Origin of the sequence: Cupriavidus pauculus (assembly GCF_002858765.1) — a bacterium.
GTDB lineage: Bacteria > Pseudomonadota > Gammaproteobacteria > Burkholderiales > Burkholderiaceae > Cupriavidus > Cupriavidus pauculus_B.
This window is the reverse complement of record NZ_PJRP01000019.1, coordinates 1-15,809: the sequence shown is the minus strand read 5'-3', so window position 1 is coordinate 15,809 and position 15,809 is coordinate 1. Positions and strand designations below refer to the sequence as shown.

Below are 15,809 nucleotides of genomic sequence, written 5' to 3'. Positions count from 1 at the left end.
CAGCAGCTGCTGTCGATGCCACGAAACGTGGCCCTCAATATCCGGGCCAAGGTGGGTCTGCTGGCAGCAGACCCTTACGCGCCAAACCAGAACGGACGAAAGCTGATGGGCCGGAGCGCCTTTCGGCTGCGCGTTGGCGATTGGCGCGTCCTGTACCGGATCGAGGCCGGACAATTGGTGGTGGTCGTGCTGACCGTCAAATCACGTGGGAGTGCATATCAATGACCGCGATACAGTTCATCCAGCGCGAGGGCAACCGTGAGTATGCGATCGTTCCGATCGACCTCTGGGAGCGTGTCCAGCACCTGTTTGAAGCCATGGAAGATGTCCGGATCCACGACGCCGCCGTTGCCGACGACGATGGCTTCCGGGTTCCGGCTGCCGTGCTGGACGCCCAGCTTGCCGGCGACCACCCGATCAAGGCTTGGCGCGACCATCGCCGGCTGACCCAGGACGCGCTGGCCGCCGCCGCCGGCGTCAGCAAGCCCTACCTGAGCCAGATTGAAAACCGCAAGCGCGACGGCAGTGTGGATGTGCTGCGCGGCCTGGCCACCGCGCTGGCGGTACCGCTGGACCTGCTGGTGGAAAACCGGGGCGCGTGAGTCACGCCCGGTCCGCTTACCCGCGCTGCGGCAGCTTCCAGCCCGGACGGATGAAGTGGCAGGTGTAGCCGTTCGGAAGCCGCTCCAGGTAGTCCTGATGCTCGGGTTCGGCCTCCCAGAACGGCCCGGCCGGGGCGATTTCCGTCACCACCTTGCCCGGCCACAAGCCCGAGGCGTCCACGTCGGCGGCGGTCTGTTCGGCCACGTTCTTCTGATCGCCGTCCAGGTAGAAGATGGCAGACCGGTAGCTGGTGCCGATATCGTTGCCCTGGCGGTTCCGCGTCGTGGGATCGTGGATCTGGAAGAAGAACTCAAGAATCTGGCGATAGCTGATCTGCGTCGGATCGAACACGATCTCGATGCCTTCGGCATGCGTGCCGTGATTACGGTAGGTGGCATTGGGCACGTCGCCCCCGGTATAGCCGACGCGCGTCGTCAGCACCCCGGGATAGCGGCGCAGCAGGTCCTGCATGCCCCAGAAGCAGCCACCGGCCAGGATCGCGGTTTCAGTTTGTGTGGTCATCGTGATATTCCATCGCAATACATCGGGCCTCGTAATATACGCATACCCCACGAAACTCGCTGACCGCCATGAAGTCCCCCCGACGCGCGCAGGGTGTCATACAGACCCTGCAGCGCGAAATTGCCGCCTGCACCCATTGCGCCGCCGCGCTGCCCGCCGGGCCCAGACCCGTTGTCCAGTTCAGCGCCACGTCACGGATCGTGGTCATCGGCCAGGCGCCCGGTTCGCGTGTGCACGCCAGCGGCGTGCCGTTTGATGATCCCAGCGGAGACAGGTTGCGAGCGTGGATGGGCGTGACCAGGGACGCGTTCTACGACGCCTCGCGCATTGCCATCATGCCGATGGGGTTTTGCTACCCCGGCAAGGGCAAGAGCGGCGACCTGCCGCCCCGGCGCGAATGTGCGCCCCTCTGGCACGAACGGGTACTGGCCTGCCTGCCCCACGACCGTCTGACCTTGCTGGTCGGCACCTATGCCCAGGCGGCCTATTTGCCGAAGCAGCCGGCGCAGTCCAAACGGTCCATGAGCGAACTGGTAGCCGATTTCCGAAGTTTCGGCCCGAATGTGTTTCCTCTGCCCCACCCATCGTGGCGCGTGGTGCTGTGGATGCGCCAGCACCCGTGGTTCGAGGCCGAACTCTTGCCCGCGCTACAGACCGCCGTACGGGCGCGGCTGTCGCCCTGAGGCTCAGAGGCTCAGAGGCCGAGCGACGTCAGGAACGCGTCGAGATCCTTGCGCCAGAACCGCTGCCCGTAGGACAGCAGCAGATGGCCATCGCGGCCAGGCACCTCTTCCACGCTGACCAGTTTGGCCGGGCTACCACCCGCCGCGAAGGCCTGATACCAGCCCAGCGGCGCCTCGGCCCCGAAGTACTGGTCGTTTTTGGCATAGAGCCACAGCCCAGGCACGGTTGCCGTCTTGCCGAACTCGGCCATCAAGTCGCGCAGCTGGTCGGGATCGCAACTGTGCCCCGGAGACCGCTCTGGCGAACCGCCGGCACCGCCCGAGAAATTGATGTAGCCAATCACGCCTTGCGGCCGGGTTGCCGCCGCCGCGACGCTGGCGAAGCCGCCGACCGAACGCCCTTCCAGCACGATTCGATGGGCGTCGGCCCAGGTTTGGGCGCGTAGCCACTGGATCGTGGCCAGCGTCGCGTCGTTGAGTGCCCCCGCTACGGCCCGGTAGTCCGGCTTGCTGGAGCATTGCCCCATCGTGCTGAAGCTCGCATGGTTGTTTTCGCGGTCAGGGCCGCCCGTTGCGCCGTAGCCGATCCGGATTGGCACCACCACGGCCACGCCGTGGTCCAGCCAGTAGCGGATATGCCAGTTCTGCAGCGGATGCTTGAGATTGGCGCGCTCCAGCCGGTCCGGGGCGCGGCCGTGCGAAAAAATCACGACCGGAAACGGTCCCGCGCCTTCCGGCTTGAAGACTTCGGTATGCATGCCGACCGTGCCACCGAACGCTCCCGCACCCGACACGGGAATCTCCACCGATTCGGCCACCGGCGCAGGCAGCTGTGGCTTGCCTTCATCTGCCGCCAGCGCGTGGGCCGATGCCAGGCTCATCACCAGTGCCGCCAAGATCGGGAGGCGACGGATACCGTGGAACTGTGCGAACGCGGGCATGAATACAGGGGGAGGAAAGAATGGCCGCAAGCCTATCACCGCGCCACGTGGCCGAATCGACCTGTTGACGATGTGCCGTGTGCCTGTTGCGCCGTTGCAACCGCGTCGCCCGGCGGGCGTGGCACCGCGTCAGTCCTCGCGCATCCGCAGGGCGGCCAGCGTAAATGGCTTGGCCAGGATCGTGGTGGCCAGTGCCATCAACAGCAGCCCGGAGAACGCCGGCGTGCTGATGAGGCGGTTTTCGAGAAGGATGGCCAGCACCACCACTTCCATCAGGCCCTTGGTCTGCGCCAGCGCGCCGGCCGCCCAGGCATCGCGCCGGCCCAGGCCAGCCCAGCGGGCCGGCAGCGCGGTGCCCGCCATCTTGCCGACCACGGCTACCACCGTGGTCAGCGCGAAAACGATCAGCGCGTCGATCCCGGCCGTATTGAGGTCGGTACGCAGGCCGGTCATCAGGAAGAAGAACGGCATCAGCACCACCACCGTGGTGGGCTCCAGTTGCCGGCCGATATCGGCGGCCAACTGGCGCGGCAGCGCCACGCCGGCCAGGAAGCCGCCAAGGATGTAGTGCAGGCCGATCAGTTCCGACGTGCACGCAGATGCGAAAATCAGCACCACCACCGCCGCCAGTCGCGCATCGTGCCCACGCATGACCGGCAGCCACCGCGCTAGCAACGGCCGCACCACCGCGAACAGCACCGCCAGATAAATGGCGCCGCCTATGACCAGCTGCAGCGGCTGCGCGGCGGCCTGGCCGGTGCTGGCCAGGATGCATGACAGCACGATCCATATCGCGGCATCGCTGAACGCCGAACAGGCCAGCGCCAGGCGTCCGGCGGTGGTATCGGTCAGCTTCATCTCGCGCAGGATGGCGCCAAGCACCGGCAATGCCGTGACGGCCATCGACACGCCCACGGCAATGGCGAACTGCCACGTCGTGGCCGCCTCGCCTGGCAGCGCCGGGCGCCAGACGGCAAGCACATAGCCCGCACCGACACCCAGCACGAAAGGCAGCGCCACACAGCCCGGCGCGGCCCACAAGGCGATTCGGCGTAGCCCCTTGGCCTCCGGCCCACCCACGTGCAGGCCCGACAGGAAGGCAAACAGCACCACCGCCAGCCATTGCAGCCCGGATAGCGCGGCAAGCTTCTGCGCGCCGAACAGCGCGTGCCAGCTATCGGGCCAGAACGCGCCCAGCACGGACGGCCCAAGCACGATGCCCCCGGCGATCTGCATCACCACCAGCGGCACGATGCCGCCCATCCGCAGGCCACGCCACAACACCAGCGGCACGCCGACGACAAGGCAGGCCTGCACGAAGAAAATCGCAGTGGGATTCAGCGCGGACGGATTCATGGGGCGTTTGCGGTATGGCGTGATGCTGGCGTGGCGGCCGCCCGCAGGCGGACCCGCGATGATACGGCAGTGCGGATGACGGCTGTCACCCCAGCGGCAGGGCCGTGCTGTAAAGCACCTGCTTCAGCGCGAAGCTCGACCGGATACTGGCCACGCCCGGAATCCGCGTGATCTGATCGATGATCAGCCGCTCCAGCGCTTCGACATCGGGCACCACCACGCGCAGCAGATAGTCGGCATCGCCCGACATCAGGTAGCACTCCATCACCTGGGGCAGCGCGCCGATTTTTCGTTCAAAGGTGTCGAGCGTCTCGCGCCGCTGCTTGTCCAGCGATACGGAGATAAACACCACCACCTTCAGGCCCAGCCGCCGGGCATCCAGCAGCGTCACGCGGCGCGAAATCACGCCGATTTTCTCCAGGCGCTTGACGCGCGCCAGGCATGGCGATGGCGACAGATTGATGCGACTGGCCAGTTCCACATTGGTCAGGCTGCCGTCGCGCTGCAGTTCCCCCAGGATACGAATGTCAGTGGCGTCGAGATCGATGTCCAGCATGTTCGGCTTTATAAGTTGAGTTTTCCGGCATTCTATGCCGTATCACAATGCAATGACAGAGTGATCCGGACAATGCTGCGGTGCGATGAATCGTAGACTTTTGGACATACGGCGACTCATTCGGTGACTCACCGGCCCGCCTCGAATCCACCCGATTTCATGTCCGTCTTTTCCTCCGCCGGCAGCGCCCGCTCTGCCACGCTCAAGTCGTTTCTGCCGTTGATCGGCGCCGTCATCATCTGGGGCGGCAACTGGCCCGTGATGAAATTCGGGCTGTCGCACGTCAGCCCGTTGTGGTTTGCCGCCCTGCGCTTCGGCTCGGCCGCCCTGATCAGCTTTATCGTCCTGGGCGCGCTCAAGCGGCTGCGCCTGCCGTCGCGCCAGGAGTGGCCGCTGGTGTTCAGCGTCGGCTTGCTGCAGATGGCCGCCTTTACCGCGCTGGCCCTGTGGGCGCTGCAATATGTGGCGCCGGGCCGCGCCTCGGTCGTGGCCTATGCCACCGCCATCTGGGTGATTCCGCTGTCGTCGCTGGTGCTGGGCGAGCGGCCGTCGCGCTGGCAATGGCTGGCCACGGGCTTCAGCTACGCCGGTATCGCGGTCATCGTCGCGCCTGCGCTGGGCGGCTGGGAACTGCATACCGTGATGGGTCTGACGATGCTGCTCGGCGCGTCGCTGGCCTGGTCCGTCAGCATCATCCACCTGCGTGCGCATCGCCATGTGCGGCTGGGCGCCGAAATGATTCCCTGGGAATGCGCGGTGGCGACGGTGCCGCTGGTGCTGCTGGCCGTTTTGCGAGACGGCGCGCCCGATCTGGCTGCCATGGGCGAAATCTGGCCCGCCGTGCTGTACACCGGCCCGCTGGCCACGGCTTTGACCTTTATCGTCGTGCTGAACGTTACCCAGTCGCTGCCGCCGGCCGCCACGTCGATCGCCATGCTGGGCGTGCCGCTGCTGGGCCTAGTGCTGTCCGCGGTGGCCTGGCACGAGCGCATCTCGGCAGATCTGTCGATGGGTCTGGGTTTGATCGCGCTGGGTGTGGTGACCACCGCGCTGGCACCCCGGCTGGGGCGCCTGGCGTCGCGCTGATCGCCGATCGCTGAGTGGCGCGACTCAGGGCTCTACCGAAAGCTCGCGTTTCAGCGTGCGCAGCACGAAGGTGGAATGGCTGTGCCGCAGGCCCGGCAGCTTGTAGAGCTTGTGGCGCAGGAATTCCTCGTAGCCTTCGGTGCCGGCCACCGCCACCTTGATCAGATAGTCGTACTCGCCCGTCAGCAAATGGGCTTCCAGCACCTCTGGCAATTCGGCCAATGCCTCGCCAAAGCGGTGCAGCATGTCGTCGTCGTGGCGGTCGAGCGTGACCTCGATCAGCACGGTGTCCGGCAACCCCAGCGCCTTCTGGTTCAGCAGCGCCGCATAACCGCCAATTACCCCCGCGTCCTCCAGCACCTTCACCCGGTTCCAGCACGGCGTGGCGGACAGCCCCACCCGCTCGGCCAGCTTGGCGTTGGAGATGCGCCCGTCGCGGCGCAGTTCGCGCAGGATGCGACGGTCGATGTCGTCGAGCTTGGGAATGTTTGTCACGGCAGATTGAGGATGAAAGATGAATTCACCGCCAATCTACACCAAGATGGCGGAATATTCTCCAATTGGCTACGGAGAGGAGAAAATTCAGAAGCCCATTTTTCGGCATGGCTGGTAAATTTACCGGACCCCTTGCACATCACATCGCACCCCGCCACGCACCGCCCGGAACCGCCCATGCCAGCCCTTCACCTCGCCCTCCAACTCGACCGTACCAACCTGAGCGACACCTTCGGCAGCCTGGAATGGGTGCTGGCCAATGCCCGCCGCACGGGGCTGACCCTGCAACAGATGTCTTTCGATGCCAGCCGCGCCAACGTCGCGCGGCTGGTCTGCCAGGCCGATACGGTGGAATTGCTGGAGCTGTTCGTGCGGCGCGTGGTCCATGGCGTGGACCTGGAAGTCCTCGACGCGGCATTCACCGGCGAGCAGGCATCCGTGGCCGAGCCCGAGGCCCTAGCCGCCTGATTGCGCCATGCGCGCGGTGTCTTGGAGCAGTTCGATGCCATCCAGTTCGGCCGCACAGATGTCGCGCACGATCGAGACGAAATCGTCCACATAGGGGCGATCCGCCATGGCGGACGGCAGCACCGCATAGAGTTCGCTCCACAGCCCCTTGGCGCCGATGCGCTTGGCCAGCACGTAGTCGTGGTCCACATAGTTCTTGACGCCCCAGTTCGGCAGCGCCGCCACACCGCGCCGGCTGGCCACCAACTGGAGCACCGCCACGGTCAGTTCGGCCGTGCGCCGTTCGAGCTGGATACCGGCGGGCTCCAGCACCTCGCGGATCAGGTCGATCCGCTGCTCGGGCACCGGATACGTAATCAGCGTTTCGCCAGCCAGGTCCGCGGCCTCGATGCGGCGCTTGTTGCGCAGCCGGTGTTCGTTGGCGATGACCGCCAGAATCTCGAAGCGGAACAGCGGCGCCACGGTCAGCCCGCGCCGGGCCGGGGGCTTCGACCCGATCACCATATCGGCCTTGCCTTGCGCCAGCAGCGCCAGCGGGTCGGCATGGAAGCCAGCCACGAGGTCAATCTCCACTTCCGGCCAGCGGCGTCGGAATTCGTCCATGACGGGCATCAGCCAGTCAAAGCAGGTATGGCATTCCAGCACCACGCGCAGTTCGCCGCGTGTGTCGCTCTTCAGGCGTAGCAGATCACGCTCGGCAGCGCTGATGGACGCCAGCGTTTCGCGCGCTAGCGTCAGCAGCCGCTCGCCGGCCGGCGTGAACCGCAGGCCCTGCCGCGTGCGATCGAACAGCGCCATGCCGTAGTGCGCCTCGATGGCCTTGATCTGATGGGACAGCGCCGACTGGCTGACATGCACCCGCTCGGCAGCCGTCGCCAGCTTGCCCGCGTCTGCAATGGCCACCAGCGATCGGAAATGGCGGACTTCAATCATCGCGGCCGCTCCAGGGGCGTCTGACTAGTTAGTTGAATAAAATTCATCCTTTGTTTAAAACATGTCGCTTGATTCATTCTAGCCGTGAATCGACACTGTGCGCCAGATCAGACATCACCGGAGCACGGCATGGCACGTACACACGTTTTGGGATTTCCGCGCATTGGCGCACGACGCGAACTGAAATTTGCCCAGGAAGCGTTCTGGCGCGGCGAAACATCGGAAGGTGCGTTGCGCGAGGTGGGTGCCACGCTGCGCCGCCGCCACTGGCAACTGCAGGCCGATGCGGGCCTGGCGACCGTGGCAGCCGGCGACTTCGCCTGGTACGACCAGATGCTGGGCCTGACCACGCTGCTGGGTGCCCTGCCCAAGCGCTTCGGCTTCGATCCGGCCGCGCTGACGCTGGCGCAGTACTACGAACTGGCGCGCGGCAATGCGGCCCAGCCGGCCATGGAGATGACCAAGTGGTTCGATACGAACTACCACTACATCGTGCCGGAGCTTGACGCCGACAGCACGTTCGACGGCGGTGCCAACTGGTATTTCGACGAGATCGATGAGGCGCTGGCGCTGGGTCTGTCCACGCGGCCGGTGCTGATCGGGCCGGTCACGTATCTGTGGCTGTCCAAGTCGCACGTGGCCGGCTTCGACAGGCTGAGCCTGCTGCCGAAGGTGGTGCAGGCCTATCGGCGCATCCTGTCGCAACTGCAGGCGCGCGGCATCGAGTGGGTACAGATCGACGAACCCGCGCTGTGCCTGGACTTGCCGCCGCAATGGCTGGACGCCTATGACCAGGCCTACCCGGCGCTGGCCGATACCGGCGTGAAGCTGCTGCTGGCCACGTACTTTGACACGGCGGCCGCTCATCCCACCCATCATGCCGGTCGAATCGCCACCCTGCCGGTTCACGGTTTTCATATCGACCTGGTGCGTGCGCCCCTGCAACTGGCCGCGTGGCAGGCCGTGCTACCAAGTAGCGCGGTGCTGTCGGTCGGTGTGATCGATGGTCGCAATATCTGGCGCGCCGACCTGCGCAAGGTGCTGGACGCCGTCGCGCCGCTGCATGCCCAACTGGGCGACCGCCTGTGGCTGGCGCCTTCGTGCTCGCTGCTGCATGTGCCGGTGTCGCTCGATGCCGAAACCCGCCTCGATCCGGAACTGAAAACCTGGCTGGCGTTTGCCACCGAGAAGCTCGACGAACTCCACACGCTGGCCACTGCGCTGAACCTTGGCGAAGCAGCCGTGGCCGAGCAGTTGGCCGCATCGGATGCCGCGCAGGCCGCGCGCCGTACCTCGCGCCGCGTGGTCAACCAGCAGGTGCAGAAGCGGCTGGCCGCCGTGACCGCCGACATGGCCGATCGCGACAGCCCGTTCGATGTGCGCATCGTCCGCCAGCGCGACGCGCTGAAGCTGCCCGCGCTGCCCACCACGACCATCGGCTCGTTTCCGCAGACGCCTGCCATCCGCCAGACCCGGGCCGCCTACAAGCGCGGCGATATCGGCGCGCTGGACTACCTGGACCGCATGCGCGCCGAAATCGAACTCGCCGTGCGCAAGCAGGAGGCACTGGGCCTGGACGTGCTGGTGCATGGCGAAGCCGAGCGTAACGATATGGTCGAATATTTCGGCGAACAGCTATGCGGCTATGCGTTCACCGAGAACGGCTGGGTGCAAAGCTACGGCTCGCGCTGCGTCAAGCCGCCGGTGATCTTTGGCGATGTGTACCGTCCCGAGCCGATGACCGTGGATACCGCGCGCTTTGCGCAGTCGCTGACCGACAGGCCGATGAAGGGCATGCTGACGGGCCCCGTGACGATGCTGCAGTGGTCGTTCGTGCGCGACGACCAGCCGCGCGCCGTGACCACGCGCCAGTTGGCGCTGGCCATCCGCGACGAGGTCTGCGACCTGGAGGCCGCCGGCATCCGCGTGATCCAGATCGACGAGCCCGCGTTGCGCGAAGGCCTGCCGCTGCGCCGCGACGACTGGGCGGCCTACCTGGACTGGGCCGTCAATGCGTTCCGGCTGTCGGCCTCGGGCGTGGGCGATGAAACGCAGATCCACACCCATATGTGCTATGCCGAGTTCAACGACATCCTGCCGGCCATCGCCGCCATGGATGCCGATGTGATCACAATCGAGACGTCGCGTTCGGCCATGGAACTGCTGGAAGGGTTTGGCGACTTCGATTATCCGAACGAGATCGGCCCGGGTGTCTACGACATCCACTCGCCGCGCGTGCCTTCCGTCGATGCCATGACGCGCCTGCTGGAGCGTGCCTGCGAGGTGATTCCGCCCGACCGTCTGTGGGTCAACCCGGACTGCGGCCTGAAGACCCGTGGCTGGACAGAGACCGAGGCGGCCCTGGCCAACATGGTCAGCGCGACGCGTGCGCTGCGCCAGAAACTGGCCGGCCACGCCCCCGCCAACTGGAAGCGCGTGTTGCCGCCTGCAGGGACGGCAAACCCCGCGTCGCATGTGCATGGCGCGGCATGCGGACCGTCGTGCGGCGGGCAGGCCAGCGTGTAAGGCGATAACCTGGGCGCCTGAGCTTATGCGCTGGAGCGCACGTTGCGTCGCTGTGTCGCATGGCGGCGCGCCGTGCGGCTCCGTATCCTTTCGGTCGAGCCAAACAAGAAAAGTGCGAGGTCGCGTCGGCATCCGGCGTGATCTTCGACCAAGAGGAATGAAACGAGCCACACCCTGGCGCCGCGTCGCGGCGCTTCCTGCAGCCGCACTGTCCAGCGCGGCCTTCGCCCAATCGGCAACCGTCACCAGCCCGGATGCCGCCCATGTCCCGATCCTGCCCGCCGTTACCGCCACCGCTGCCGCCGCCGGATCGCTGACCGCGCCGGGCGTGGCCCAGCAACGGCAGTCGCTGTTCCAGTCGGCCGGATCGGTCGGCTTTGTCGACGCCCAGTCGTTCACCAATACCTATGCCTACGACCTGCGCGATGTCCTGAAGGACTCGCCCGGCGTGTACGTGCAGGAACGCTATGGCCAGGAACTGCGCCTGTCGATTCGCGGTTCCGGCGTGGCGCGCGGCTACCATACGCGCGGCATCGAGATCCTGCAGGATGGCGTGCCCACCAACTTTGCCGACGGTAGTGGTGATTTCTACCAGATCGATCCGCTGTCGCTGTCGGCCGCCGAGGTCTACAAGGGCGGCAACGGCCTGGCCTATGGCAGCACCACGCTGGGCGGGGCGGTCAATTTCACCACGCCGACCGCGCTGACGGCCGAGGCGCCGAACCTGGTGCGCGTGGACGGCGGCAGCTTCGGTACGATACGCGGCAGCGGCCAGGTGTCGCGCCAGATTGGCCAGTGGGACTTTCTGGCGAACGCCACGGTCAGCCACTCGGAAGGCTGGCGCAATCACGAACGCGGCCAGTACGAGCAGATCAACGCCAACGTCGGCTATCGCTTCAGCCCCGCCGTGGAAACGCGCTTCTACTTTGGCGCGTATATCGTCGACCAGTTGCTGCCCGGCGCGCTGACGCTGAACCAGGCGCTGACCACGCCGCGCATGGCTTCGGCCAGTGCGCTGGCGGGCGACCAGGCACGCAATACGCGCACCGAGCGGCTGGCCAACGTCACGAGCATCAAGCTGGATAGCGGCCAGATCGACCTGACTACCTGGGGCATCCACAAGAGCCTGTACCACCCGATCTTCCAGGTGGTGGACCAGGACAGCTGGACTTACGGCTTCGCCCCGCGCTACACGGGCAACTTCACGCTGGGCGGCCTGCGCAACCAGCTGATCGCCGGCGCCCGCTTCTTCGGCGGCAACAACGACGCGCGCCAGTACGTCAACGTCAACGGCAACCGTGGCGCCCAGACGCTGAACGCGAAGCAGGATGCGTATAACTACGAGGCCTACCTGGAAGACCGCCTGTACGTGCTGCCCACCGTGGCACTGATGGCCGGCGCCAAGGCCTACCGCAACCGGCGCGAATATACCGACTACGGCGGCCTGCCGACGAATCCGACGGCAAAGTCCGATGGCGCCACGTTCAGCGGCGTCAACCCGAAATTTGGCGTGCTGTGGGAACCTAAGCCCGATATCCAGGCGTTCATCGACATCACGCGCAGCGCCGATGTACCGGACTTCACCGACCTGAGCCAGACCATCGGCGCCACGCAGCAGTTCGTGCCGCTGGCGGCCCAACACGGCTGGACGCTGGAACTGGGCACGCGCGGCAAGTGGGACCGCTTTGGGTGGGATGTCACGGCGTATCGCTCGCTGCTGCGCGACCAGCTTCTGCAATACACGGTGAGCGCCGATATTCCGGCGTCGACCTTCAACGCCAACAAGACGGTGCTGCAGGGCGTGGAACTGGGCGCCAGCGCCGAGGTGCTGCGCGATATCGTCGGCAAGGGCGACAAGTTCACCGTGTCGCAAATCTGGAACTACAGCGACTTCCGCTTCGACAACGATCCGGTCTACGGCAACAACCGCATCGCCGGGGTGCCGAAACACGTGCTGCGCACGACGCTGGCGTACAGCCGCAACAGCCGCCTGCGCGTGGCCGGCACGATCGACTGGGTGCCGACCGGCGCCTACGTGGACTACGCCAACACGCTCAAGGTGCCGTCGTACGTGCTGTTCGGCATCGAGGCCAGCTACGAATTCGAGCGCGGTGTGACGCTGTTCCTCGATGCCCGCAACCTGGCCGACAAGCGCTATATCAGCGACTTCAGCACCGTCACCGATGCCCGCACGGCCAACACCGCCGTGTTCTATCCGGGGGTTGGACGGGCGTTCTATGCCGGGGTGAAGTACAAGTTCTAGGCGGCTGCGCCAGGCCGGGCCCGCGCCCGTATCCGCAAACAAAAAAGCCCTTCCAGAGCGGGGTTTTTTCTTTCCGGCCGCGCGGGCGCCGCGAATCAGTTCACGCGCTGCACGGCAGGCGGCATCCATTTGCCGTCGAGCACAACCTGCTCGGGCCAGTACGCACGCAGCATCAGGCTGAACGCATCGGGCGGCGCCGGCAGCCAGTTCGTCACCTGGCTAGACGCGGGGCGCTCGTACTGGATATAGATATCCAGCGAGCCGTCGCGGTTATAGCGCAGTCGGTCACGGCTGCCAATCGTGTAGCGCTGCAGCGGATTGCTGGCGAACGCCTGCTTGTTGTTATAGGCGCTCAGCGACCAGAAGGCCCTGGCCGGCGGAAGCTGGCCCTTGTCGAAATGCAGCACGTAGCGGCTGCCGCCGTCGAACGGACGCCCCGACGCATCGGCGCGGGCCACGGGGTAGACCGCGTCTTCCGCCAGGTTGGCGCCCAGGCCGAACATCGCGACCACGGCACGGCGGTCAAAATCGGCACCGTAGGCGCCCGTGTCGCGCTGCAGCCGCCAGCCCGTGCTGCCCGCCGCGCTCTTGCGCGCGTTGGCGGTAATGCTGGCCAGCGCCGCCGTGGCGCCCTCCTGCACGGCGCGCGCCGTGGACGGCTCCAGCACCGTGGTCTTGAACGGCTCGCCGGCCTTGATGCCCATGCGTTGCATCTTCTCGAGCATCGCCACGTCATCGGGCCCGGGCGCATTCTCCGGCAGCAGCGCGGCCATGCGGCTGAAAAACGCCTGGGCATCCATCGCCGCCACCTGCTCGGCGGGCGGCGTTTCTGTATCGATCAGCCCAACACGCGGCGTGGCCGGCGGCGTGGCACGGCTGCCCTTGCGCCAGGCCGACAGCGGCACCAGACGAAACTGGTCCTGCAGGCGGTGGACGTTGGCGTAGTCGGCCTTGCTGTTGGTCTGGATACGACCGATCAGCCACACCATGTTGGTAGGCGCGCGGACTTCGGTCACGCCCTTGGGCAGCGTGCCTTCCCAGTCGGGGCCGACAATCGCAAACGCGCCGCGCCGCGTGCCCGTCGTGCGCTTGCCCGGCGACGCGAACACGTTGGTCCAGGCATCGAGCATCTGCATCACGTAGTAGCGGCCCGCCGTATCGGGCACGGACAGGACGACGGGTTCCTTGCCGACGTCCACCCAGGCGGTCGAGTACAGCGTGTCCGCGTTCGGGCTCACCACCGTGGTGTAGGTGGCATCGGGGAAGGCGCGACTGTGGTTGAACGTATTGACCGGCGTCCGGGCGGTCATCACCTCGCGCGTGACATCCATCAGCACCAGCGGATAGCCGTAGGTGAACACCTCGGCGGAGAGCGCTTTCATCGCCTGGTCGGAAGGCGGCTGCGCCGCGGCAGGAATCTCGGGCGCGGGCGGTGGCGCGGAGGCGCAGGCGGACAGGAAGACGGCAAGCGCGACCACGCTTGCCAATTGGCGTATCGATCGGTTCATGACCCCGTTTCCCAGTGTAGTGGCGGCCTTCCGGGTCGTCTGCACAACGGGTCCGGGGGGGACACGTGTAGCTCCGGAGGCGCATCTATTCCGAACGAATGATGTGCCCGCGACTCGGCCACTGTCAATGATTCCGGCGGCTGCCTCCGGGGGGTACCGAACACTGATACTGGCGAGGCCGGTGGCGCAGGGGGAATTGTGTGGGAGACGTCACGCCGGAAGCCCGGCGAGCAGTGGATACTGTACTGGGGGCCGGCTTGGGTGACAAGCGCACGGCGGGCGCGATGACGGCCCAGAATGACGAAGGGCCTCCATTGCTGGAGGCCCTTCTAATAGGTGGCGCGGCTGGCAGGATTCGAACCCACGACCCCTTGGTTCGTAGCCAAGTACTCTATCCAACTGAGCTACAGCCGCACGCGAGGGACGCATTGTATCGCAATTCAACTTGCCCGCAAGCGTTTTGCAAAAATTATTTCACTGGCCGCGCAGTAACGCTTCGGTGCCTGCTTACCAGCGATACCTGGCGCCCAACGTACCGCCTGCGTTGCGTCCGCCGCGCGCCTTCATCCAGAGCCTCAGGCCCGTGGTCGAACTGCTATGCGCGCCGATGTTGAACGAGAACAGGCCGCGCAGCAGATCGGTGTCGATACGCGTGCCGTTGATGTTGATCGTCTTCGCGCGGTTGTCCTGCCACCAGTCAGCCTCGACAAAGGGATACACGCCGTTGAGCCGGGTCGGCTTGGAACTGTAGAGCCGCACGGCAAGCCCGGTGGCACTGGCCTCGCCCGGGGGCGCATCCCAGTTGCCCTGCACGGGCGCCATGCCGGGCCGATAGGCCATCTCCACACGCGACTGCAGCGTCAGCCCGGTGCCGCTGCGCGACAACGGCGCGTCAAACGCCACTGCCATGCTGCGCGCCCGGCTGTCGACAAGGCCGGTGGCGGTCGTCGCATCTTCAACGTGGACCAGCGGTGCGCGCGGCGCGCTGCTGAAACGCTCCACCACGCGATCGATGCTCGCCAGGTTGATGGCGATGGGCTCGAATTCGGGTGCCGATTCCGGCGAACCGCGCGAGGCATGCACGGGGATCGGTAGGTCGGGGTCGTCGTCGACGATCACCATGCGCGGGGGCGCGAACGATGGGGCAGCGTCGTTCGGCGCCGTGGATCTGGGGGCCTGATCGGGCGGCGGATCCGGGGCGCGCGCATCGTGCACGAACTGCAGTGCATCACGTCCTGACATGCCGTCCGTATTCTCTTCGGCATGAACCACGGCGCAGGCCAGCAGCGCAAGTACGAAACACAGGGGGAGACTGGGGTGCGCAGCATGCAGGCAGGCGTAACACGCCCTGCCAGACAGCCGTCCGGCACGCTCCTCTCTCCCGTACATCAGCTGTACGGACATGGCGACCACCTCGTCGGGCGTTGTGTGGACCATGCCCGATCAGCTTGAGCATAGGTCAAAGGTCGCGTGATGGTTAGAGACGAATGTGGGGTGTGCCGCCCGCTAAAAGGCGGAGAGCGTGGATGAGAGAGACGATGTCGGACGAGGTCGCCAAATCGCCGGAATTGAAAGGCGTGGGAGAAATGAAAAAGCCCCGCTCGATGGGCAGGGCTTCAAATACTGGTGTCCCGGAGGAGAACTCGGTCGCCCCGGCCGGCGCTTGCAAGCGCAAGCTTTTCGAGTCCCCACGGGCAGTCCGCAGGGACTGCCCTTTCCGGGCCGGAAATGAAAAAGCCCTGCTCGTTGAGCAGGGCTTTCAAATATTGGTGCCCAGAAGAGGACTCGAACCTCCACAGTGTTGCCACCGCTAGGACCTGAACCTAGTGCGTCTACCAATTCCGCCATCTGGGCTTCGTTTCGCTGCAT

General features: G+C 65.8%; 15 protein-coding genes and 2 tRNA genes. 7 read left to right on the top strand and 10 right to left on the bottom strand.

From position 1 onward, the window contains the following. Positions 1–27: 27 nt before the first annotated feature. Both CYJ10_RS28025 and CYJ10_RS28020 read left to right on the top strand, forming a co-directional pair. A complete protein-coding gene (locus CYJ10_RS28025; protein WP_257993573.1) occupies positions 28–225 on the top strand; it encodes a type II toxin-antitoxin system RelE family toxin in 198 nt (65 codons plus the stop codon). Next, entirely contained in the window at positions 222–602 is a 381-nt protein-coding gene (locus CYJ10_RS28020; RefSeq protein ID WP_101684700.1) for a helix-turn-helix domain-containing protein, read from the top strand. Before CYJ10_RS28025 ends, CYJ10_RS28020 begins: the two co-directional genes overlap by 4 nt. A gap of 16 nt (positions 603–618) precedes the next feature. Here CYJ10_RS28020 and msrA read toward each other — a convergent pair whose 3' ends face one another. Next, positions 619–1,125: a peptide-methionine (S)-S-oxide reductase MsrA gene (msrA, locus tag CYJ10_RS28015; RefSeq protein WP_101684699.1), complete on the bottom strand. Its 507-nt coding sequence runs from the start codon at positions 1,123–1,125 to the stop codon at positions 619–621. A 68-nt stretch (positions 1,126–1,193) separates the two neighbouring features. Between msrA and CYJ10_RS28010 the strand changes: the two genes are divergently transcribed. Then, the gene (locus CYJ10_RS28010; protein WP_101684698.1) at positions 1,194–1,808 is read left to right on the top strand and encodes a uracil-DNA glycosylase family protein; all 615 of its coding nucleotides are present in this window, start codon (positions 1,194–1,196) and stop codon (positions 1,806–1,808) included. A gap of 11 nt (positions 1,809–1,819) precedes the next feature. On the opposite strand, the gene CYJ10_RS28005 is transcribed toward CYJ10_RS28010, so the two are convergent. The 3 genes from CYJ10_RS28005 to CYJ10_RS27995 form a co-directional block, all read right to left on the bottom strand. After that, the gene (locus CYJ10_RS28005; protein WP_146002137.1) at positions 1,820–2,749 is read right to left on the bottom strand and encodes an alpha/beta hydrolase family protein; all 930 of its coding nucleotides are present in this window, start codon (positions 2,747–2,749) and stop codon (positions 1,820–1,822) included. A 129-nt stretch (positions 2,750–2,878) separates the two neighbouring features. After that, entirely contained in the window at positions 2,879–4,105 is a 1,227-nt protein-coding gene (locus CYJ10_RS28000) for a cation:proton antiporter (protein ID WP_257993572.1), read from the bottom strand. An 85-nt stretch (positions 4,106–4,190) separates the two neighbouring features. After that, complete coding sequence (locus tag CYJ10_RS27995) at positions 4,191–4,661, bottom strand: Lrp/AsnC family transcriptional regulator (RefSeq protein WP_066739987.1); 471 nt, start codon at positions 4,659–4,661, stop codon at positions 4,191–4,193. Positions 4,662–4,820: 159 nt separating this feature from the next. Between CYJ10_RS27995 and CYJ10_RS27990 the strand changes: the two genes are divergently transcribed. Continuing rightward, entirely contained in the window at positions 4,821–5,747 is a 927-nt protein-coding gene (locus tag CYJ10_RS27990) for a DMT family transporter (protein ID WP_101684697.1), read from the top strand. Positions 5,748–5,771: 24 nt separating this feature from the next. Here CYJ10_RS27990 and CYJ10_RS27985 read toward each other — a convergent pair whose 3' ends face one another. Next, entirely contained in the window at positions 5,772–6,242 is a 471-nt protein-coding gene (locus CYJ10_RS27985; protein ID WP_101684696.1) for an Lrp/AsnC family transcriptional regulator, read from the bottom strand. A 177-nt stretch (positions 6,243–6,419) separates the two neighbouring features. Between CYJ10_RS27985 and CYJ10_RS27980 the strand changes: the two genes are divergently transcribed. After that, entirely contained in the window at positions 6,420–6,710 is a 291-nt protein-coding gene (locus CYJ10_RS27980; protein WP_101684695.1) for an AsnC family transcriptional regulator, read from the top strand. Here CYJ10_RS27980 and CYJ10_RS27975 read toward each other — a convergent pair. Further along, positions 6,699–7,643 carry a LysR family transcriptional regulator gene (locus CYJ10_RS27975; RefSeq protein ID WP_101684694.1) on the bottom strand — a complete coding sequence of 315 codons (945 nt, stop codon included), beginning with the start codon at positions 7,641–7,643 and terminating at the stop codon, positions 6,699–6,701. The two genes, CYJ10_RS27980 and CYJ10_RS27975, sit on opposite strands and share 12 nt — an antisense overlap. A 129-nt stretch (positions 7,644–7,772) precedes the next feature. Between CYJ10_RS27975 and metE the strand changes: the two genes are divergently transcribed. Both metE and CYJ10_RS27965 read left to right on the top strand, forming a co-directional pair. Further along, positions 7,773–10,169 (top strand): 5-methyltetrahydropteroyltriglutamate--homocysteine S-methyltransferase, encoded by a 2,397-nt coding sequence (gene metE, locus CYJ10_RS27970; protein ID WP_101684693.1) that lies wholly within the window; start codon positions 7,773–7,775, stop codon positions 10,167–10,169. A gap of 157 nt (positions 10,170–10,326) precedes the next feature. Next, on the top strand, positions 10,327–12,432 hold the full coding sequence (locus CYJ10_RS27965; protein ID WP_101684692.1) for a TonB-dependent receptor family protein: 2,106 nt from the start codon (positions 10,327–10,329) through the stop codon (positions 12,430–12,432). Positions 12,433–12,527: 95 nt separating this feature from the next. On the opposite strand, the gene CYJ10_RS27960 is transcribed toward CYJ10_RS27965, so the two are convergent. From CYJ10_RS27960 to CYJ10_RS27945, 4 genes are all read right to left on the bottom strand, one after another. Next, positions 12,528–13,940: a DUF1254 domain-containing protein gene (locus tag CYJ10_RS27960; protein ID WP_101684691.1), complete on the bottom strand. Its 1,413-nt coding sequence runs from the start codon at positions 13,938–13,940 to the stop codon at positions 12,528–12,530. A 337-nt stretch (positions 13,941–14,277) separates the two neighbouring features. Next, positions 14,278–14,354, bottom strand: a tRNA-Arg gene (locus CYJ10_RS27955). 93 nt (positions 14,355–14,447) lie between these two features. After that, on the bottom strand, positions 14,448–15,182 hold the full coding sequence (locus CYJ10_RS27950) for a hypothetical protein (RefSeq protein WP_180863085.1): 735 nt from the start codon (positions 15,180–15,182) through the stop codon (positions 14,448–14,450). Positions 15,183–15,707: 525 nt separating this feature from the next. Further along, positions 15,708–15,794, bottom strand: a tRNA-Leu gene (locus CYJ10_RS27945). Between the last annotated feature and the right edge of the window lie 15 nt (positions 15,795–15,809).